Origin of the sequence: Hydrogenophaga sp. UC242_53 (genome assembly GCF_042696965.1) — a bacterium.
In the GTDB taxonomy this organism is placed as follows: Bacteria; Pseudomonadota; Gammaproteobacteria; order Burkholderiales; family Burkholderiaceae_C; genus Hydrogenophaga.
This window is the reverse complement of sequence record NZ_CP170552.1, coordinates 1,276,683-1,296,514: the sequence shown is the minus strand read 5'-3', so window position 1 is coordinate 1,296,514 and position 19,832 is coordinate 1,276,683. Positions and strand designations below refer to the sequence as shown.

The following is a 19,832-nucleotide window of genomic DNA, read 5'->3' as shown; positions in this document are numbered from 1 at the left end:
TCCGCCGAACCGTCAGGACAACTGGATCTCGACCACCGTGCGACCCGGCGCGCTCTGAAGAGAGAGCACCGCGCCGATCGCGCGGGCGCGTTCCCGCATCGCCAGCAGTCCCTTGCGCCACGCCACGGTGGCGTCGAACCCTCGGCCGTTGTCCACGATGCGCAGGCGCACACCCTGCTCGGCCGCGACGGCTTCGATGCACAGCTCGGTTGCCTGCGCATGCTGCAGCACGTTCGACAAGGCCTCGAAGACCATGAACTGCAGCTGGCGCATCGCGCCGGCGTCCAGCCGCTGCAGCGGCTCGATCAGTTCCACCGCCCAGCGAAGCGCGATGTCGCTGGCCTGCAGGCGAGGCTCCAGGCGGTAGCGCAGGTTGGCCAGCAGCGCCGTCACGTCGCCCGGCGGCAGGTTCATGGCGTCGATCGACAGCTTGAGCTGATCCAGCGAGTCGCGCAGCGTCTGCAGCAGCTCCTGCTGGCTGGACCGGCCCGACTCGAGCTGCCGGATCGCCGAGCTGATGTGGGCTCCCACGCCGTCGTGCATGTCGCGCAGGATGCGGGTCCGCTCGAAGGTGCGCTCCTGCTCGCGGGCCAGTTGCTCCACCCGCCGGTAGGTCTCGGCGAGCTCGCGCTCCTTCTCGCTCACCCGCGCGGCCAGGGTGTTCAGGAGGTCGCGCACCTGGGCCGACACCCGCCGGAACCGCTCGATCACGATGTAGACCAGCCCCAGGCCGAACACCACCGACGAATACCGCATCAGGCTGCTGTCGGCGTAGGTCGGGTCGATGCGAAACACGTAGAGATCGCGAAACCCCACCGCCACGTTGAGCAGCACCGCCAGCGCCACCACCCGGTGAGGCATGCTGGCGCCACGCAGCGCCTGGCCCAGGAAAACCGCACCGAACAACAGGAAGGTCAGGCCCAGCGCCGCGTACCACGCCGTGAGCGCCAGCGGGTGACCAAAGCCCAGCGCCCAGATCGCCATGGGCCCGCTGGCCAGCATCAGGGCGGTCAGCCAGGTGGCCATCAGGCGCCCGGCCGGCCGATTCTCCCAGCGCGCCACGTTCATGCAGAACAGCCCCATGCTCCAGCTCCAGACCGCGAGCGCCACCACCGGCACAACGCCCCACCAGGGCCAGGCCAGCACCGGGTTCTCGATGAGCACATCGCCGACGCGGACCGCCCAGAACAGTTCGGCCAGGCCGGCATACAGGTACAGCGGGTCGCGCCGCTGGTGAACCGTGTTGGACAGGTCGGGCTGAGTCACCCACAGGGACAGCGAGATCAGCCCGACCAGGAGGCTGAAGCCGACCACGACCATCGAGCCCGTCACCCGCCAGCGATGGGCCTCGGCGTACTTCGCGACGACCGCCTCCCGTGGCCCGATCCAGACGGTGGAGAGCCCACCCCGGCGGCCCACGTCGGCGCGCACCCGCACCTGCAGGGTGTTGTGTCGCTGCAGCAGGCCTGCGGGCAGCGGCGCCATGCGAGGCACCTGTCCGTAGTCGGCCCCGTTGGGCCGCAGCATGTCGCCCTCGTGCTGCACCCGCATGCCGTTAAGCCAGATTTCGTAGGCGTTGCCCAGCCGGGGCAGGTAGATGCTCCAGGGCTCCTGCGGCACCTCGGGCAAGGTGAAGCTCAGGTCGAAGGTCGCCCGGCCGGCTCGGCCGGGATGGTGCCGGTCCCAGTGGTAAGGCAGGGTCAGCAGGCGCTGCTCGATGCGATCGTCCACCACCACGGTGGCCTGGGCTTCGCGCAGCTCCAATGCGGGGTGATGGGGCGTTTCCCGATCATCGGCGTGCAGCGATCCCGTCAGGCCCAGGGCCAGACTGAGGCACACCAGCCAGCGCCACCCGATGCCCTCAGTCATGCCGAGGCAACATGCCCATGCGCGTGGCTTCAAACACCGCCTCCATCTTGGAATGCACCGCCAGCTTGCTGTACAGGCTCTTGATGTGCGCCTGCACCGTGTGCACGCTCACGCCCTGCAGGACAGCGATTTCCTGGTACGAGAAGCCTCGGGCGATCAGGCTGAGCACCTCCTGCTCGCGGCGCGACAAGGGCGGGCGTTCGACCGGCGGCGGCGCGGCGGCGGGGGCGGGACGACGGCCTGGCGGGTGGCGTACTTGGCCAATACGCGGCGGGCGATCATGGGAGAGATCGGTGAGCCGCCGGCCTTCATCTCCAGGATGGTCTGGGCGATGTCTTCGGGTGCCGCGTCCTTGTGGATGTAGCCCAGCGCGCCGGCCTCGATGCTGGCCAGCACGTTGTCCTCGTCGCCGAACATGGAGATGACCAGGGTCTCGCAGGCGGGGTGGGTCAGGCGTGCCTGCTGAATGACCTCCAGACCGGACCCGTCGGGCAGGCCCAGATCGGTCAGCAGCACGTCCACGTCCAGGCCTGGACGGGTCAGGCAGTCTTTGGCGTGCGCCACGGTGCCCACACAACCGGCCAGCGTCAAGGCCGGCGAGCGGGCCACGCAGGACTCAAAAAAACCCCGCATCTCGGGGTCGTCTTCGACGATCAGCACACGCCACATCGGGATCGGTCTCCAGCGGCCCGCGGGTTGGACACATTGCGCGCGGGCTCCTTCGAGCATACCCAGAAAGCGGGCGCCGACCGTGCAAAGCGGCACGCCACGCAGGCCAGGAACGCCTCGAACCCCATGTTCATGGGATGCAATTTGTCGCCGCCAGACCTCCAATGCCGGTGCCTGGGTCCAGGGATCCCGGGCCACTGTCCCACGAACACATGGAGATTGCATGCGAAACGACTACAGACGGTATGCCCTCGCGGGCTTGTTGATGCTGGCACTGGCGGGCTGCGGCGGCGGCAGCGGCGTCAACTCGGGCGCAGGGGGCGGCGGCACCGTCACCGCCCCGGTGGGCCTCACCGTCAGCGGCGTGGCCGCCACCGGCGCGGCCTTCACAGGCGCCGTCATCACCGTCGTCGACAGCCGCGGCGTCACCGTGGGCCAGAGCCAGCCCGTCGGCGCGAACGGCACCTACAGCATCCCGCTGGACGCGGCGGCCGTGGCGCCTTTCGTGCTGGTGGCGCAACCGCACCGACGCCAACGGGGCCACCCAGACGCTGGTCAGCGTGATCGCTTCGGCCAGCGCGACCACCGCCAACATCACGCCGATCACCACGCTCATCGCCTCGCGCCTGTCGCCCTCCGGCGACCCGGGCAAGCTGGCCAGCGAACTGGCCGCGGGCAATGCGGTCATCTCGGCGCAGGCCGTGGCCGCCACCGTGACAGAGGTGCAGGCCATCCTGGCGCCGTTGCTCACGGCCACCAGCACGACCGGCTTCAATCCGCTGACAGGCACCTTCAGCACCGACGGCACCGGCTACGACCGCTTGCTGGACTCGGTCAACATCACCTTCCTGCCGGCCAGCTCGACCACCACCAACATCGAGATCTCGGTCAAGCAGGAAGTGCCCGATGGCCAGCAACCCATCAGCCTGAGCTTCAGCAGCAACACGACGACCGTCGCGCCCCTGCCCGCGATCGATCCGACCACGCTCATCGCCGAAGGCACCTCCGCGAAGATCACCCAATTCCTTCAAGCGCTGACCGCCTGCTATGCCCTGCCGGCCAACCAGCGCGCGGCGGCGCCCAGCACCGTGCTGGCGGCCGCCTGCCTCGACGTGTTCCACAACAACGACCCCGCACTCTTCAGGAACAACGGTGGCACGGTGGGCAGCAGCGGCGCTTTCGCCAGCCTCTTCAACCCCAACGCCGTCGGTGTCGTGTTCAACCAGGGCAACTACGAATTCACCCGCGACAATGCCGACAAGGACATCGTCGTGGGCTACAAGACCACCAGCCCTGACGGCAGCGAGTCCTACGACAGCTTCGTGCTGCGCACCAGCACGGTGGACGGCAAGCTGCGGCTGATCGGCAACCAGTACCGCTTCCCCGGCCGCGTCGCGGCCTACCAGCAGCGGCGCAACTTCATCAGCCTGGGCCAGGAAGCCTACGACTACTTCAGCACCGGCTACGTGCTGGACGTGGCCAACCGCCAGCGCCCGGGCAACCAGGGTCCGCTCTTCAACCGCGTCGTCGTGACCACGCCGACCGGTTCGGTCCTCACCCTGCAACCGAGCGGCAACTCCAGTTTCCTGGGGCTGGTCAAGCCCGGGCCCGTGGTCTCCGGCACCAGCTTCGTTCGCTTGCGCAGCGAGTACGTGGATGGCAACACGTCGCGCCCCCATCCGCGCGACGTCGACCCCACGCTGTTCTTCGTGGCCGATCCGGACCGCACCGAGGCCAGCCTGGCCAGCGCCAAGTCGCAGGGCAGCTGGCGGTTCGAGTACTACCTCAACGTCAACGACCCGGCCACGCCGCAGGACGACACCCTGGTGCCCGAGGTGCAGTACTACAAGAACCGCGCCCGCGCCCTCACCATCGCCGAACTCCGCACGCAGGGCCTCGCGCAGCTGACGCCGGCCCTGATCGCCGAAATCCGGTCGGGCACCGAGCCGGCCGGCGTCCAGGACGCGGGACAGATCGTGTTCGTCGCCGGCGACCCCGGCGACATCTCCTCGGAAGGCGGCGGCAACGGCTGGAGTGTGGGCACGGGCCAGTTGCCCCCCACGCAGATCACGATGTTCGGGCGCTCGCCGCGCACGGGCAGCAACGCCAACTTCACCGATTCGGTCGAGGTGCGATCGACGGCGCGCCAGGCTGTCGTGCCCTGCTCGCAGCAGAGCGTGACGGACGACCACTGCTTCAATGGCGGCCCGACCTTCGCTGCGGGTTCGCGCCTGAGTGGCCTGCACCTCTCGGCCCGCGACGTCGCCGGGCGGGAGTACGCCAACTTCTACGCGCTGTACCAGCTCAACATCGTGCCCTGAAGCCCCCGGGCCCGGCTCCGCGGCCCCGCTTCGGCGGGGCTTTTTCATGCCCGAAACGACAACGCCCCGCAAGCGGGGCGTTTCTGCCGCACCGGTTCAGCGGATCAGCTGAACAGTTCCTTCGGCACGTTGCCGCCGTTGGCGGCGATGTGGGCCAGCACGTTCTTGTGCAGCCACATGTTCATCTTGGCCGAATCGCCCATCAGCTCGTCGGGGCAATACAGCTCCTTGGCGAGCGCCTTGCGCGCCTCGAGGCTGCTGTCGAGGTCCAGCAGCTTGAGCAGGTCGACGATGGAGGTCTTCCAGTTCAGCTTCTGCGGGTTGGCGGCCGCTTTCTTCTCCATCAAGGCCATCACGTCGACCATGGTGATCGATGCGACGGCGGGCGCGGCGGCCGGCGCGGGTGCCGGTGCGTCAGCAGGCGCCGTGGGCACGGTGGGCGGTGTGATGACCGGGGCCTCCGCGGCCTTGGACATGCCGAGCTTCTCGAGGATGTTGCTGAAAAATCCCATGGTGTTCTCCTTGTTTCCGTTGAAAAAGGCCCGCCTGGCCAGTGTGGAGGCGCGCCACGCCAGCATAGGCCATAAATGCGACAAGCCCAACCGCCGGTCTTGATGCTTTCTTGATACCGGCCCGCGCAGTCTTGCGCCCGTCTTGACGCCCCCGTTCCTAGCATCGGTGGACTGTCTTGAACGGAGAACCCCATGGACTTCATCTACCTCGGCCTGGCCGCTGCCTGCGGCCTGCTCGTCTGGGGCCTGGCATTGCTCTGCCAGCGCCTGCAACCCACCGGCGGGGGGCGCGCATGAGCGCCGCGCCGGGCCGCCCCAAGCCAGCTCGCACCGCAGCGCGTCGCGCGGAGGTACTCCTATGAGCGGTTGGACCCTGCTGGCGGCCGCGCTTTCGGGCGGGCTGCTGATCTACCTGGTGGCCGTGCTGCTGCGGCCGGAAGACTTCTCATGAGCGCGATGGCATGGCTGCAACTGGCGGTGTTCCTCGCGCTGCTGCTCGCGCTGGCCTGGCCGCTGGCGCGCGCGATCGACGCGGTGATGGCCGGCCGCTTCGCGCTCGGCCAGCGCATCGAGGCGCCGCTGTGGCGCCTGGCCGGCGTGCGACCCGAGCGCGAATCCGGCTGGCTGCGCTACGCGCTGGGCCTGCTGGTGTTCAACGGCCTGGGCCTGCTCGCGGTGTACGCGCTGCAGCGCCTGCAGGGTGTGCTGCCACTCAACCCGCAGACCTTCGGCGCGGTCACGCCCGACTCGGCCTTCAACACCGCCATCAGCTTCATGGCCAACACCAACTGGCAGGGCTATGGTGGCGAGTCCACCATGAGCTACCTCACCCAGATGCTGGGCCTCACGGTGCAGAACTTCCTGTCGGCCGCCACCGGCCTCGTGGTGGTGGTCGCGCTGGTGCGCGGCTTCTCGCGCCATTCGGCCCAGTCCATCGGCAACGTGTGGGTGGACCTGACGCGCGCCACGCTGTGGGTGCTGCTGCCGCTGTCGCTGGTGCTGGCGGTGTTCTTCGCGGGCCAGGGCGTGATCCAGAACCTCTCGCCCTACACCGAGGTGAAGACGGTCGAGACCGTCACCTGGGAAACCTCGACCCCCGGCGCCGAAGGCCAGCCGGCGCTCACCGAGGCGCACAGCAGCGCGGCGCAGACCCTGGCCATGGGGCCGGTGGCCTCGCAGCTCGCGATCAAGATGCTGGGCACCAACGGCGGCGGCTTCTTCAACGCCAACTCCGCGCACCCGTACGAGAACCCCACGGCGCTGTCCAACTTCGTGCAGATGCTGGCCATCTTCCTGATCCCGGCGGCGCTGTGCTTCGTCTTCGGCCGCATGGTCGGCGATCCGCGCCAGGGCTGGGCCGTGCTCGCCGCGATGGCGCTGCTGTTCGTGGCCTTCGTGGTCGCGGCCACCGCGTTCGAGCAGCAGGGCAACCCGGTGCTCGCCGCGCTCGGCGCCGACCAGGCCAGCAGCGCGCTGCAGTCGGGCGGCAACATGGAAGGCAAGGAAGTGCGCTTCGGCATCCACGCCTCCAGCCTGTTCGCGGTGGTCACCACCGCCGCGAGCTGCGGCGCGGTGAACGCCATGCACGACAGCTTCACGCCCCTGGGCGGCATGGTGCCGCTGGTGCTCATGCAACTGGGCGAGGTGGTGTTCGGCGGCGTCGGCGCGGGCCTCTACGGCATGCTGGTGTTCGCCATCATGGCGGTGTTCATCGCCGGTCTGATGATCGGGCGCACGCCGGCCTACCTGGGCAAGAAGATCGAGGCGCACGAGATGAAGATGGTGTCCATCGCCATCCTGGTCACGCCCCTGCTGGTGCTCGTGGGCACCGCCGTGGCCGTGATGGCCGGCGCCGGGCGCGCGGGCATCCAGGACCCGGGCGCGCACGGCTTCACCGAGGTGCTGTATGCCCTGACCTCGGCCGCCAACAACAACGGCAGCGCCTTCGCCGGCCTGTCGGCCAACACGCCGTTCTACAACGTGCTGCTGGGCCTGGCCGATGGTGTTCGGCCGCTTCGGGGTGATCGTGCCGGTGCTCGCCATGGCCGGCTCGCTCGCCGCCAAGCAGCGCGCCGGCGCCACCGACGGCACCCTGCCCACCCACGGCCCGCTGTTCGTGGCCCTGCTGATCGGCACCGTGTTGCTGGTCGGCCTCTTGAACTATGTGCCCGCGCTGGCGCTCGGCCCGGTGGCCGACCACCTGCTGCTGTGGGCCCGCTGAAAGCCCCATCACCATGACCCGCACAACCCTGACCCTGTTCGACCCGGCGCTGGTGCGCCCGGCCCTGCTCGACGCGATTCGCAAGCTCGACCCCCGCGTGCAGCGCCGCAACCCCGTGATGTTCGTCGTCTACGTGGGCAGCGCGTTCACCACCGCGCTCGCCTTCGCCCGGCCCGAGGCCTTCACCATCGCGGTGGCGCTGTGGCTGTGGTTCACCGTGCTGTTCGCCAACTTCGCCGAGGCCCTGGCCGAGGGCCGCAGCAAGGCGCAGGCCGCCGCGCTGCGCGGCCTCAAGCGCCAGACCTGGGCCAAGCGGCTGGACCGCCATGTGCAGTACGACCGGCGCGTGCCCCGCACGTCCATGGCGTGGCTGCCGATCGAGGCCGACCAGCTGCGCAAGGGCGACGTGGTGCTGGTCGAGGCCGGTGACACGGTGCCGGCCGACGGCGAGGTGATCGACGGCGTGGCCTCGGTGGACGAGAGCGCCATCACCGGCGAGTCGGCCCCGGTCATCCGCGAATCGGGTGGCGACTTCTCGGCCGTGACCGGCGGCACGCGCGTGCTGTCCGACTGGGTCGTGGTGCGCGTCTCGGTCAACCCCGGCGAGACCTTCGTGGACCGCATGATCGCGATGGTGGAGAACGCCAAGCGGCAGAAGACGCCGAACGAGATCGCGCTGACCATCCTGCTGGTGGCGCTGACCATCGTGTTCCTCGGCGTGGTCGCCACGCTGCTGCCCTTCTCGTCCTTCAGCGTGCAGGCCAGTGGCGCGGGGCAGCCGGTGAGCCTGGTGGTGCTGGTCGCGCTGCTCGTGTGCCTGATCCCGACCACCATCGCCGGCCTGCTCAGCGCCATCGGCGTGGCCGGCATGAGTCGGCTGATGCAGGCCAACGTGATCGCCACCTCGGGCCGCGCGGTGGAAGCCGCCGGCGACGTGGACGTGCTGCTGCTGGACAAGACCGGCACCATCACGCTGGGCAACCGGCAGGCCAGCGCCTTCCTGCCGGCACCCGGCGTCCAGGAGGCCGCCCTGGCCGACGCCGCGCAGCTCGCCTCGCTGGCCGACGAGACGCCCGAAGGCCGCAGCATCGTGGTGCTGGCCAAGCAGAAGTTCCAGCTGCGCGAGCGCGAGGTGGAGGCCCTGGGCGCGAGCTTCGTGCACTTCACCGCGCAGACGCGCATGAGCGGGGTGGACCTGCCCCAGGGCCGCACGCTGCGCAAGGGCGCGGCCGATGCGATCCGCCGGCACGTGGCTTCGCTGGGCGGCGCCTTCCCCTCCCACGTGCAGGCCACGGTGGACGAGGTCTCGCGCCGCGGCAGCACGCCGCTGGTGGTGAGCGACCGCGACCGCGTGCTCGGCGTGGTCGAACTCAAGGACGTGGTCAAGGGCGGCATCAAGGAGCGCTTCGCCGAACTGCGCCGCATGGGCATCCAGACCGTGATGGTGACCGGCGACAACCGCCTCACCGCCGCGGCGATCGCCGCCGAGGCCGGCGTGGACGACTTCCTGGCCGAGGCCACGCCCGAGGCCAAGCTCAGGCTGATCCGCGAACACCAGGCCCAGGGCCGGCTGGTGGCCATGACCGGCGACGGCACCAACGACGCGCCCGCGCTGGCCCAGGCCGACGTGGCCGTGGCCATGAACACCGGCACGCAGGCCGCCAAGGAGGCCGGCAACATGGTCGACCTCGACAGCAACCCGACCAAGCTGATCGAGATCGTGGAGACCGGCAAGCAGATGCTGATGACGCGCGGCTCGCTCACGACCTTCAGCATCGCCAACGACATCGCCAAGTACTTCGCCATCGTGCCCGCGGCCTTCGTCACCACCTACCCGCAGCTCTCGGCGCTCAACGTGATGCGGCTGACCAGCCCCGACTCGGCCATCCTCTCGGCGGTGATCTTCAATGCGCTGATCATCGTCGTGCTCATCCCGCTGGCGCTCAAGGGCGTGCGCTACCGCGCGGTCGGCGCGGCCTCGCTGCTGCGCCGCAACCTGGCCCTCTACGGCCTGGGCGGCATCGTGGTGCCCTTCATCGGCATCAAGGCCATCGACCTGCTGCTCTCGGCCATCGGCTTCGCCTGAACACCCCCAAGGATTTGTCATGAACCCCACAACGCCCTCTTCCGAATCCGATCCCGTGTGGCGCCCGGCCCTCGTGCTGTTCGTGCTGCTGAGCCTCGTCACCGGCCTGCTCTACCCCTTCTTCGTCACCGGCGTGGCGCAGGCGGTGTTCCCCCACCAGGCCAACGGCAGCCTGATCGAGCGCCAGGGCCAGGCCGTGGGCTCCGAGCTCATCGGCCAGCCCTTCACTCAGGCCGGGCACTTCTGGGGCCGCCCCTCGGCCACCGGGCCGATGGCCTACAACGCCGGCGCCTCCAGCGGCTCCAACCTCGGCCCCAACCACCCCGCGCTGGCCGAGGCCGTGAAGGCCCGCATCGACGCCTTGCGCGCGGCCGACCCGGGCAACACGGCGCCGGTGCCGGTGGACCTGGTCACCGCCTCCGCCAGCGGCCTGGACCCGCACATCAGCCTGGCCGGCGCGCGCTACCAGGTGGCGCGGGTGGCGCGCTCGCGTGGCCTCGCCCCCGAGCAGGTGAACGCGCTGGTGGACCAGCACACCGAGACCAGCCTGTTCGGCTTCCTGGGCGAGCCGCGCGTGAACGTGCTGGCGCTCAACCTCGCGCTCGACGCGCCGCGGCCATGAGCGGCGGCTGGCTGGAACCGGTGCTTGCGTTCGGGGCCATCGTGCTGCCCCTGCTGCTGGCCTGGTGGCTGGTGGCGCGCGGGGCGCAGCGCCCCCGGCAGCGCAAGCGCCGCTCGGGCGACAATGGCAGCCACCCGCGCGACCCCTCCTGACGCGCCGGCCCCGCCACCCCATGCCCGATTCCTCCCGCCCCGACCCGGATGCCCTGCTTGCGCGGGTGCAGCAGGAAGAAGCCCGCGCGCGCCGGGGCAGCCTGAAGATCTTCTTCGGCGCCTCGGCCGGCGTGGGCAAGACCTACGCCATGCTCTCGGCCGCGCGCGCGGCCCTGGCCCAGGGCACGCCGGTCACCATCGGCGTGGTGGAGACGCACGGACGGCCCGACACCGAGGCCCTCGCGCGCGGCCTGCCCCGCCTGCCGCTGCAGGCCGTGGCCTACCGGGGCCACCAGCTGCACGAGTTCGACCTCGACGCCGCGCTGGCCTTCGGCGCGCAGCACCCCGGCCAGGCCCTGGTGCTGCTCGACGAGCTGGCCCACAGCAACGTGGCCGGCACGCGCCACCTCAAGCGCTGGCAGGACGCCGAGGAGCTGCTGGTGGCCGGCATCGACGTCTGGTCGACCATGAACGTGCAGCACCTGGAGAGCCTCAACGACATCGTCAGCGGCATCACCGGCATCCGCGTCTGGGAGACCGTACCCGACCACTTCTTCGACGACGCCGACGAGGTGGTGGTGGTCGACCTCCCGCCCGACGAACTGCTGGAGCGCCTCAAGGCCGGCAAGGTCTACCTGCCGCAGGGCGACGACCAGCGCGCCGAACGCGCGGCGGCCAACTTCTTCCGCAAGGGCAACCTGCTGGCGCTGCGCGAACTCGCGCTGCGCCGCACCGCCGACCGGGTGGACGACGAGATGCGCGCCTACCGGCGCGGCGGTGCCGACAAGCCGGTGTGGCCCAACCGAGAGGCCCTGCTGGCCGGCGTGGGGCCGGGCGCGCACGCCGAGAAGGTGGTGCGCAGCACGGCGCGCATGGCCGCCCAGCTCGACGTGCCCTGGCACGCCGTGCACGTGGAGACCCCGGGGCGCCCGATGGCCGAGGCCACGCAGCGCACCCTGCGCCTGGCCGAATCGCTGGGCGCGAGCACCGCCACGCTGTCCTCCACCGACGCCGCCACCGCCCTGGTGCGCCACGCGCGCGAACACAACCTGGCGCGCCTGGTGCTCGGCCGCCGCCGCGCGCGCCGCTGGCCCTGGCAGCGCAGCCTGGCCGAGCGGGTGGCCGAGCGCGCCGACGACCTGGACCTGGTGCAGGTCGGCCTGCCCGCGGCGCCCGACGACACCCCGCCCGCCGCGCGCGCCGAACCCGGCGAGGGCCGCTGGCGCGGCTACCTCTGGGCCGCCGCCACCTGCCTGCTCATGGCCCTGCTCGCGATGCCGCTGCGCGACGTGCTGGAGCGCAGCAACATCGTCATGCTGTTCCTGCTCGTGGTGGTCGGCGTGGCCCTGGTGCTGGGCCGCGGGCCGGCCGTGCTCGCCGCCTTCCTGGGCGTGGGGCTGTTCGACTTCCTGTTCGTGCCGCCCTTCCACAACTTCGCGGTGAGCGATGTGGAATACCTCGTCACCTTCGGCGTGATGCTGGTGGTGGCGCTGGTGGTGGGCCAGCTCACGGCCGGACTCAAGCAGCAGGCCGAGGCCGCCACCCAGCGCGAACACCGCGTGCGCAGCCTGTACGACATGTCGCGCGACCTCTCGGCCGCGCTGCTGGCCACGCAGGTGGCCGAGATCGGCGCGCGTTTTCTCACCGGCGAGTTCGGCGCGCGCTCGGCGCTGCTGGTGGCCGACGACCACGACCGGCTGCAGGCCCTCGACGGCGGCAGCGCGCCGGTGGACACCGCCGTGGCGCAATGGGCCTTCGAGCGCGGCGAAGAAGCCGGGCGCGGCACCGACACCCTGCCCGCCAGCGCCAGCCTGGTGCTGCCCCTGAAAGCGCCCATGCGCGTGCGCGGCGTGCTGGTGATCGAGCCGCCCGGCGGGCGCCCCTGGGGCATCGAACAGCGCCGCCTGCTGCAGACCTGCGCCTCGCTGCTGGCGATCTCGCTCGAGCGCATCCACTACATCGAGGTGGCGCAGAGCAGCACGGTGCAGATCGAGTCCGAGCGGCTGCGCAACTCGCTGCTCTCGGCGATCTCGCACGACCTGCGCACGCCCCTGGCCTCGCTGGTGGGCCTGGCCGACGCGCTCGAACTCACACCACCCGCGCTCGGCGAGGCGCAGCGCGAGGTCGCCAGCGCGATGCGGCAATCGGCCCAGCGCATGAACGCCCTGGTGAACAACCTGCTCGACATGGCCCGCCTGCAGGCCGGCGCGGTGCAGCTCAACCGCGCCTGGCAGCCGCTGGAAGAGGTCGTGGGCAGCGCGCTCGCCGCCTGCGGGCCCTTGCTGGCCGGGCGCGACATCCGCGTGGACCTGCCCGACGGCCTGCCCCTGCTGCACCTGGACACGGTGCTGATCGAGCGCGTGCTGGTGAACCTGCTGGAGAACGCCACCAAGTACACGCCGGCGGGCAGCGCCATCCAGATCGCGGCGCGCGAGCGCAGCGACAGCGTGGTGATCCTGCTCGACGACCACGGCCCCGGCCTGCCCAAGGGACACGAGGCGCGCGTGTTCGAGAAGTTCGAACGCGGCCAGCGCGAGAGCGCCCTGCCCGGCGTCGGCCTGGGGCTGGCGATCTGCCGCGCCATCGTGCAGGCGCATGGTGGCACCATCGAGGGCCACAACCGCGAGTCGGGCGGCGCCGTGCCGGGCGCCCGCTTCGTCATCACCCTGCCCCGGGCACACCGCCCGCCGACCTGGGCACGCACACCGAGGACGCGCCCCCGCCATGAGCACCGCCGGCAGCCAGATCCTGATCGTCGAAGACGAGGCCCACATCCGCCGCTTCGTGCGCCTGGCGCTGGAGGCCGAGGGCCACACCGTGCACGAGGCCGAGAACTACCAGCGCGGCCTGATCGAGGCCGGCACGCGCCGGCCCGATCTGGTGGTGCTGGACCTGGGCCTGCCCGATGGCGACGGCGTGGACCTCATCCGCGAACTGCGCCAGTGGTCGGCCATGCCGGTGATCGTGCTCTCGGCGCGCAGCGCCGAGGCCAGCAAGATCGCCGCGCTCGACGCGGGCGCGGACGACTACCTCGTCAAGCCCTTCGGCGCGGGTGAACTCGGCGCGCGCGTGCGCGCCCAGCTGCGCCGCCACCAGCAGCAGACGCCGGGCGGCGCGCCGCAGATCGTGTTCGGCGAGGTGCGCATCGACCTCGTGCGCCGCGTGGTGGAGCGCGCGGGCGAGGCGCTGCACCTCACCCCCATCGAATACAAGCTGCTCACGCACCTGGCCTCGCAGCCCGACCGCGTGATCACGCACGCGCAACTGCTCAAGGCCGTGTGGGGCCCCGGCCACCTGGAAGACTCGCACTACGTGCGCGTGCACATGGCCAACCTGCGCAAGAAGATCGAGGCCCAGCCTTCGATGCCGCGCCACCTGGTCACCGAGACCGGCATCGGCTACCGCTTCGTGGCCTGAGCGGTCTCGAACTCGGGCAGGAACACCGGCAGACCACCCCCCGCGTCGTCCACCTGGTGCACCCCCGCGCGGTAGAGCGCGCGCAGGCCCTCGGCCTCGATCACCGCCCCCACCGCGCCTTCGCCCAGCACCTGGCCTTCGCGCATCAGCAGTGCGCGGTCGGCGCAGCGCAGGGCCTGGTTGGGGTCGTGCGTGGTGAACAGCACCGCCAGGCCTTCGCGCGCCAGCGTGCGGATGGCGCGCATCACCAGGCCCTGGTTGCCGAAGTCCAGGCTGGCGGTGGGTTCGTCGAGCAGCACGGCCTGCGGCTGCTGCGCCAGCGCGCGGGCGATCAGCACCAGCTGGCGTTCGCCGCCGCTGACCTCGTGCACCGAGCGCGCGGCCAGGTGCGCGATGCCCAGGCGCTCCAGCGCCTGCAACGCGATGGCGCGGTCTTTCGCGCCAGGCCGCGCGATCAGGCCCAGGTGCGCGGTGCGGCCCATCAGCACCATCTCGAGCGCGGTGAAACCGAAGGTGCTGGCCTGGCCCTGGGGCACATAGGCCACCACGCGCGCGCGCTCGGCCAAGGGCCAGGCCGCGAGCGCGCGGCCCTGCAGCCGCACCGAGCCCGCCAGCGCGGGCAGCAGGCCGAGCACGGTCTTGAGCAGCGTGGTCTTGCCGCAGCCGTTGGGGCCGAGCAGCGCGAGCACCTCGCCGCCGCGCAGCTCCAGCGACAGGCCCGCGCCCACCACGCGGCCCGGGTAGCCCACGCTCAGGCCGTCGGCGTGCAGCAGGGCCTCCGTCATGTCCAGCCCCGGGAGGCGCGCCGCAGCAGCACGATGAAGAACGGCGAACCGATCAGCGCGGTGAGGATGCCCAGCGGGATCTCCACCGGTGCCAGGGTGCGGGCCAGCGTGTCGATGAGCAGCAGCAGGCCGCCGCCGAGCACGGCCGAGGTGGGCAGCAGGCGCACGAACGAAGGCCCGACCAGAAAGCGCGCCAGGTGCGGCACGACCAGCCCGACCCAACCCACGATGCCGGCGGCCGCCACACTCGCGGCCGTGACCAGCGTGGCGGCGGCGACGATGAGCAGGCGCAGGCCGGTGGTGCGCGCGCCCAGCGAACGCGCCTCCTCCTCGGGCAGCGACATCACGTCCATGCGCCAGCGCAGCAGCAACAGCAACACCGTGCCCAGCGCCACCGGCCCGATCAGCGAAGGCAAGTCGTTGGCGTGCGCGCCGGCCAGGCTGCCGAGCAGCCAGAAGGTCATGGCGGGCAGCTGGTTGTAGGGGTCGGCCAGCACCTTGACCAGGCCGATGCCCGCGCCCAGCAGCGAGCCGATGACGATGCCCGCGAGCAGCAGCACCAGCACCGGGTCGCCGTGCCGCACGGTGGAGCCCACGCCGTACACCAGCGTCACCGCGAGCAGGCCACCCACGAACGCGGCCATCTGGATGCCGAACACGCCGAACGAGAAGAAGATGCCCAGCACCGCGCCGAGCGCCGCGCCGGCCGAGGCGCCCAGGATGTCGGGCGAGACCAGCGGGTTGCGGAACAGGCCCTGGAAGGCCGCGCCCGCCACCGCCAGCGCCGCGCCCACCGCGAGGGCGGCGAGCGCGCGCGGCCCGCGCACCTGCAGCACGATGGTCTGCACCTGGTCGTTGGGCGCGGGCGCGCCTTGCAGCAGGGCGGCCGCCCATTGCACGAGGTCGCCGAGCGGGATATCGATGCGGCCCTGCGTGAGCGCGAGCAGCAGGCCCGCGAGCAGCACCGCCCCCGCCCAGAGGCCGCCGCCTTTCATGTTCAGTCCCGGCCGGCGAGCACGCGCTGCACCCGCACTGGCGTCAACTCGACCTGGTAGAACAGCTGGTAGAACTCGCGCGTGATCGCGCCCAGGTCTTCGGGGAACAGCGCGGGAAACACCTTGCTGCCCAGCCACCACAGGCCCGGCAGCCGGTTCACGCTGGGTGGGAAGTCGATCCAGCCGAAGGGCAGCTTGGGCGAGAGGTGCACGCGCCCGTTCTTCACCGCGCTCACGCCGCGCCACAGCGGGTTGTTGTGCACGGTCTGCGCGAAGCTCTGGTCGATGGTGACGATCACCTCGGGGTCCCAGGCCAGCACCTGTTCGATCGACACCGTGCGCCAGGCCCCCTTGCAGGCCGGCGGCCACGTGGCGGATGCCCATGGCCTCGAACATCTCGACGTTGATGGATCCACCCAGGCCGGTCTCCAGCCCCTCGGGGCCGCGCGCGTAGTACACGCGGGGTGGTGCGGTCGCGCGCGCCACGCGCTCGCGCACCGTGCGCAAGGTATCGGCGGTGTAGCGGGCCAGCCGCGCCGCGCGCTCGGTGCGCCCGGTGAGTTCGCCCAGCAGGGTGTAGCCCTGCGCCGTGGCCTCCAGCCGGCCGTCGAGCAGCGCGTAGGGAATGCCGGTCTGCGCCTGCATGCGGTCGGCGAGTTCGACGAAGGTCTGGCGCGTGGAGCCGGCGTCCACGATCAGGTCGGGCTTGCTCGCCAGCAGCTGTTCAAGGTTGGTGGTGTTGCCGCGCCCGGTGAGCCGCCCCACCTCGGGCCGGTTGCCGATGCCGGGCAGCAGGAACTCGAGCTCGGGGCCGCGGTTGGCGCGCGGCCAGCCGATGAGCGCATCGGGCGCGAGCGTGTAGAGCCAGATGGCCGCCGGCGGACCGGCCGGGAAGATGCGCTGCACCCGCGCCGGCACGTTGACGCGCCGGTTGGCGCCGTCGACCACGCTGCGCGTGGCCTGTGCCCCCGCCGGCAGGCAGGCGCCCAGGCCGGCTGCGATCAGCAGATCGCGCCGGCGCGGGTGGGCATGTTCAGGGTTTTCCAAAGCCATAACGCGCGAACGTGGCTTGCGCGGGCGGCGCCAACAGGGCCTTGGCGAAGGCCTCGGCCTGCGCGGGAGCCCCTTGCCGCACCGTGAGACCATACGACGCCCCCACCTGCAATTCCACCGGCACTGGCACCACCTTCAGGCGCGGGACTTCCTTCTGCGACGCCACGGCGTTGGTGCAGTACGTCAGGAACACATCGGCCTGGCTCTGGTCCATCACCCAGGCGTACGTGCCCTGGCCGGCAGGCGGCTTGGGCGAATCCGGGCCGCCGGTGAGCTTGAGGGCCTTGGCGTCGAGCGCCGCGTAGGCGCCAGCGCGCACCTGGTCGGCCTTGCGGAACAACTCCCACGCATAGTCGCCCGACGGATCGGCCTTGGGCGTGGACGTGCCCAGCTTCACCGCCGGGTTGAGCATGGTGGCCAGCAAGGTCTGCGGCGTGGCGTTCACGTTCGCCTGCGTCAGTGCGCACAGGCTGTTGCGAACGAACACGGTGTGCGGCGCCCAGCCTCCCGCGGCGGCCAGGCGTTGGGGATGCTGGGTATCCGCCGAGGCGAACACCATCGCGCCCTCGCCTTTCTCGATGCGTTCGCGCAGCAAGCCGGAGGCGCCGAACGTCAACGCAATCTTCTGCCCGGTGCGCATCTCGTGATCGCGCGCGATCTCGGTGAGCACCTCGCGCAGGCTGCCGGCGGCGTAGACCTGAAGGGGTTCTTTCATCGGCGCAACCTCAGGCGAGGCACAACCGATCAGCGTGGCCAGGGCAACGGCCGTCAGGCTGGCGCGGTGCATCACGCTTCACTTCGCCGCGTTGGGGAAAAAGAGCTGCTCGCCGCCGATCTTGTAGCTGGCGATGGCCGCCTGACCGGCCGGGCCGGTGACCCAGTCCACGAACTTCTGGCCTTCGGCCGTCTTCACCTGCGGGTGCTTGGCCGCGCTCACCAGCATCACGCCGTACTGGTTGAACAGGCGCTTGTCGCCCTCCACCAGCACCGCGAGGTCGGCGCGGTTCTTGAAGTTGAGCCAGGTGCCGCGGTCGGACAGCACATAGCCCCCGCTGCTGGCGCCGATGTTGAGCGCCGGGCCCATGCCGCAGCCGCATTCCTTGTAGCCGCTGCCCTTGTTGGCGTCGGTGTCGGTCATCTTCCAGAAGCGCAGCTCGGCCGCGTGCGTACCACTCTTGTCGCCGCGCGAGATGAACTCGGTGTTGGTGCTGGCGATCTTCTTCAGCGCGGCCACGATGTCGTCGCCCTTGGTCTTCGCGGGGTCGGCCTTGGGGCCGATCAGCACGAAGTCGTTGTACATGACCTCCTGGCGCTTGGCCGAGAAGCCGTCGGCGACGAACTTCTCTTCGGCCACCTTGTCGTGCACGAACAGCACGTCGGCATCGCCCCGGCGCGCCATGTCGATCGCCTGCCCGGTGCCGAGCGCGACCACCTTCACGTCGATGCCGCTGGCCTTCTTGAACTCCGGCAGCAGGAAGGAGAACAGGCCCGACTGCTCGGTGGAGGTGGTGGAGGCCACCACGATGCTCTGGGCGAGCGCACCGGCGCTGGCCAGCAGGCCGGCGGTGCCCAGCACGGCGGTGAGGGTGAGGTGGCGGAAGGTGGTTTTCACAGGCTTTCTCCTTGGACAAACAAATGGGCCTGCGGGCACAGGGACCGCAGGAGATCGTGGTTGAAAAAATCGGTCACGGGCAGGTCCGCCAGCAGGCGGCCCTTTTCCAGATACACGACGCGGCTGGCCAGGCGCTTGACCTGGCCGAGGTTGTGGCTGCTGAAGACCAGCGTGGTGGGTTTGCCCGTGGGTTGGCCGGCCACGTCGCGCTGGCCGGCGGTGGTGAACTCGGCGATCAGCGCCTCCACCTCGCGCTTGGCGTGCGGGTCCAGGCTGGCGGTGGGCTCGTCGAGCAGCCACACGGCCGGGCGCAACGCCCAGGCCCGCGCGAGCGCCAGGCGCTGCTGCTGGCCGCCGGAGAGTGCGCGCCCGTTGCGCTCGGCCAGGTGGCCCATCTCCACGCGCTCCAGCGCCTGCAGGGCCAGCGCGCGCGTCTGGCGCGCGGGCACGCCCTGCAGCCACAGACCGAGCTGGATGTTGCGCCGCGCGCTCATGCGCAGCATGTGCGGCCGCTGGAACAGCATCGCCACGCGCTGGTGCGCGGGCGTGTGCAACTCGCCCGCGCTGGGGCGCTGCAGCCCGTGCAGGGTGCGCAGCAGCGTGCTCTTGCCGCTGCCGTTGGCGCCGACCAGCGCCACGCGCTCGCCCTCTTCGATGCGCAGGAACACGTCCGTCAAGGCCTGCAGGCGCGCGGCCGGGCCCAGGTGCACCTGCACGCCGCGCAGCTCGAAACAGGGGGCAGGCGCCACGGCGCGGCGCGCGGTCACGGGCAAGCCGCTCATGCCGCCACCAGCGGCGGCGCGGCGCTGGCCGCACCGTCGGCGCGCTCGCGCCAGCGGCTCAGCAGCGACACGAGGGCGTTGAGCAGGAGCACCACCAGCAGCAGCACCACGCCCAGTCCCAGCGCAAGCGGCAGGTCGCCCTTGCTGGTCTCGAGCGCGATGGCCGTGGTCATGACGCGCGTGAAACCTTCGATGTTGCCGCCCACGATCATCACCGCGCCCACCTCGGACACGGCACGGCCGAAGGCGGTCAGCAGCACGGTGAGCAGCGCGTAGCGCTCGTCCCAGGCCAGCAGCAGGCTTCGGAAAGCGGCACCGGCGCCCAGCGAGGCGAGCTGCTCGCCATGGCTGCGGTCGGCGTCTTCCACCACCTGGCGCGTGAGCGCGGTCACCAGCGGCAACACCAGCACCGTCTGCGCCAGCACCATGGCCTGGAAGCTGAACAGCCAGCCCAGGAAACCCAGCGGCCCCGAACGCGAGAGCAGCAGGTAGATGACCAGGCCGACCACCACCGAGGGGATGGCCAGGAAGGTGTTGAGCACGGTGAGCACCGCGCCCCGGCCGGGGAAGCGCGCGGCCGCGAGCCAGGCGCCCAGCACCAGGCCCAGGCCGCAGGCCAGCAGGCAGGCCGTGGCACTGACCGCCAGGGAGCGCATGACCACCGCCCACAGGCCCGGGTCGCCCGAAAGAATCAGCCGCAGCGCCGTGGCCAGGCTGTCTGAAAATGTGTTCATAT

At 71.0% G+C, this 19,832-nt stretch carries 18 protein-coding genes and 2 pseudogenes; 8 read left to right on the top strand and 12 right to left on the bottom strand.

Annotated elements, in window-relative coordinates:
- Nucleotides 1-12: 12 nt before the first annotated feature.
- The 4 genes from ACFJI0_RS06655 to ACFJI0_RS06640 all read right to left on the bottom strand — a co-directional run bounded on the left by ACFJI0_RS06655 (nt 13) and on the right by ACFJI0_RS06640 (nt 2,940).
- Nucleotides 13-1,869: a histidine kinase gene (locus tag ACFJI0_RS06655; protein WP_382323868.1), complete on the bottom strand. Its 1,857-nt coding sequence runs from the start codon at nt 1,867-1,869 to the stop codon at nt 13-15.
- Entirely contained in the window at nt 1,862-2,059 is a 198-nt protein-coding gene (locus ACFJI0_RS06650; RefSeq protein ID WP_382323867.1) for a response regulator transcription factor, read from the bottom strand. The genes ACFJI0_RS06655 and ACFJI0_RS06650 overlap by 8 nt, the downstream gene beginning before the upstream one ends.
- Nucleotides 2,026-2,538, bottom strand: coding sequence for a response regulator (locus ACFJI0_RS06645; RefSeq protein WP_382323866.1), 513 nt, complete (start codon nt 2,536-2,538; stop codon nt 2,026-2,028). Before ACFJI0_RS06645 ends, ACFJI0_RS06650 begins: the two co-directional genes overlap by 34 nt.
- A gap of 234 nt (nt 2,539-2,772) precedes the next feature.
- Nucleotides 2,773-2,940 carry a hypothetical protein gene (locus ACFJI0_RS06640; protein ID WP_382323865.1) on the bottom strand — a complete coding sequence of 56 codons (168 nt, stop codon included), beginning with the start codon at nt 2,938-2,940 and terminating at the stop codon, nt 2,773-2,775.
- Nucleotides 2,941-3,098: 158 nt separating this feature from the next.
- On the opposite strand from ACFJI0_RS06640, the gene ACFJI0_RS06635 reads away from it, so the two are divergent.
- Nucleotides 3,099-4,859 (top strand): hypothetical protein, encoded by a 1,761-nt coding sequence (locus ACFJI0_RS06635; protein WP_382323864.1) that lies wholly within the window; start codon nt 3,099-3,101, stop codon nt 4,857-4,859.
- A 104-nt stretch (nt 4,860-4,963) separates the two neighbouring features.
- Here the strand turns inward: ACFJI0_RS06635 and ACFJI0_RS06630 are convergent, their stop codons facing one another.
- Nucleotides 4,964-5,371, bottom strand: a complete 408-nt coding sequence (locus tag ACFJI0_RS06630) for a DUF3597 family protein (protein WP_382159239.1) — start codon at nt 5,369-5,371, stop codon at nt 4,964-4,966.
- A gap of 358 nt (nt 5,372-5,729) precedes the next feature.
- Here ACFJI0_RS06630 and kdpF point away from each other — a divergent pair, with 358 nt between their 5' ends.
- The 7 genes and pseudogenes from kdpF to kdpE all read left to right on the top strand — a co-directional run bounded on the left by kdpF (nt 5,730) and on the right by kdpE (nt 13,869).
- The gene (gene kdpF, locus ACFJI0_RS06625; RefSeq protein WP_291119061.1) at nt 5,730-5,822 is read left to right on the top strand and encodes a K(+)-transporting ATPase subunit F; all 93 of its coding nucleotides are present in this window, start codon (nt 5,730-5,732) and stop codon (nt 5,820-5,822) included.
- Nucleotides 5,819-7,592 (top strand): annotated as a pseudogene (kdpA, locus tag ACFJI0_RS06620) (potassium-transporting ATPase subunit KdpA). Before kdpF ends, kdpA begins: the two are co-directional and overlap by 4 nt.
- A 13-nt stretch (nt 7,593-7,605) precedes the next feature.
- Complete coding sequence (gene kdpB, locus ACFJI0_RS06615; RefSeq protein ID WP_382323863.1) at nt 7,606-9,678, top strand: potassium-transporting ATPase subunit KdpB; 2,073 nt, start codon at nt 7,606-7,608, stop codon at nt 9,676-9,678.
- Nucleotides 9,679-9,697: 19 nt separating this feature from the next.
- Entirely contained in the window at nt 9,698-10,300 is a 603-nt protein-coding gene (gene kdpC / locus ACFJI0_RS06610) for a potassium-transporting ATPase subunit KdpC (RefSeq protein ID WP_382323862.1), read from the top strand.
- A complete protein-coding gene (locus ACFJI0_RS06605; RefSeq protein WP_382159247.1) occupies nt 10,297-10,452 on the top strand; it encodes a hypothetical protein in 156 nt (51 codons plus the stop codon). The genes kdpC and ACFJI0_RS06605 overlap by 4 nt, the downstream gene beginning before the upstream one ends.
- Before the next feature lie 20 nt (nt 10,453-10,472).
- A pseudogene (locus ACFJI0_RS06600) lies at nt 10,473-13,070 on the top strand (DUF4118 domain-containing protein); the annotation flags it as partial.
- A gap of 106 nt (nt 13,071-13,176) precedes the next feature.
- Entirely contained in the window at nt 13,177-13,869 is a 693-nt protein-coding gene (gene kdpE / locus ACFJI0_RS06595; RefSeq protein WP_382323861.1) for a two-component system response regulator KdpE, read from the top strand.
- Here kdpE and ACFJI0_RS06590 read toward each other — a convergent pair.
- The 7 genes from ACFJI0_RS06590 to ACFJI0_RS06560 form a co-directional block, all read right to left on the bottom strand.
- Entirely contained in the window at nt 13,851-14,654 is an 804-nt protein-coding gene (locus ACFJI0_RS06590; protein ID WP_382323860.1) for an ABC transporter ATP-binding protein, read from the bottom strand. The genes kdpE and ACFJI0_RS06590 overlap by 19 nt on opposite strands.
- Nucleotides 14,651-15,649, bottom strand: coding sequence for a FecCD family ABC transporter permease (locus ACFJI0_RS06585; RefSeq protein WP_382323859.1), 999 nt, complete (start codon nt 15,647-15,649; stop codon nt 14,651-14,653). Before ACFJI0_RS06585 ends, ACFJI0_RS06590 begins: the two co-directional genes overlap by 4 nt.
- A 2-nt stretch (nt 15,650-15,651) precedes the next feature.
- Nucleotides 15,652-15,948 carry a hypothetical protein gene (locus ACFJI0_RS06580; RefSeq protein WP_382325545.1) on the bottom strand — a complete coding sequence of 99 codons (297 nt, stop codon included), beginning with the start codon at nt 15,946-15,948 and terminating at the stop codon, nt 15,652-15,654.
- 734 nt (nt 15,949-16,682) lie between these two features.
- A complete protein-coding gene (locus ACFJI0_RS06575; protein ID WP_382323858.1) occupies nt 16,683-17,417 on the bottom strand; it encodes a molybdate ABC transporter substrate-binding protein in 735 nt (244 codons plus the stop codon).
- Nucleotides 17,418-17,495: 78 nt separating this feature from the next.
- On the bottom strand, nt 17,496-18,278 hold the full coding sequence (locus tag ACFJI0_RS06570) for an extracellular solute-binding protein (protein ID WP_382163670.1): 783 nt from the start codon (nt 18,276-18,278) through the stop codon (nt 17,496-17,498).
- Nucleotides 18,279-18,310: 32 nt separating this feature from the next.
- Nucleotides 18,311-19,096 (bottom strand): ATP-binding cassette domain-containing protein, encoded by a 786-nt coding sequence (locus ACFJI0_RS06565; protein ID WP_382323857.1) that lies wholly within the window; start codon nt 19,094-19,096, stop codon nt 18,311-18,313.
- Complete coding sequence (locus ACFJI0_RS06560) at nt 19,093-19,830, bottom strand: ABC transporter permease (RefSeq protein ID WP_382323856.1); 738 nt, start codon at nt 19,828-19,830, stop codon at nt 19,093-19,095. The genes ACFJI0_RS06565 and ACFJI0_RS06560 overlap by 4 nt, the downstream gene beginning before the upstream one ends.
- Between the last annotated feature and the right edge of the window lie 2 nt (nt 19,831-19,832).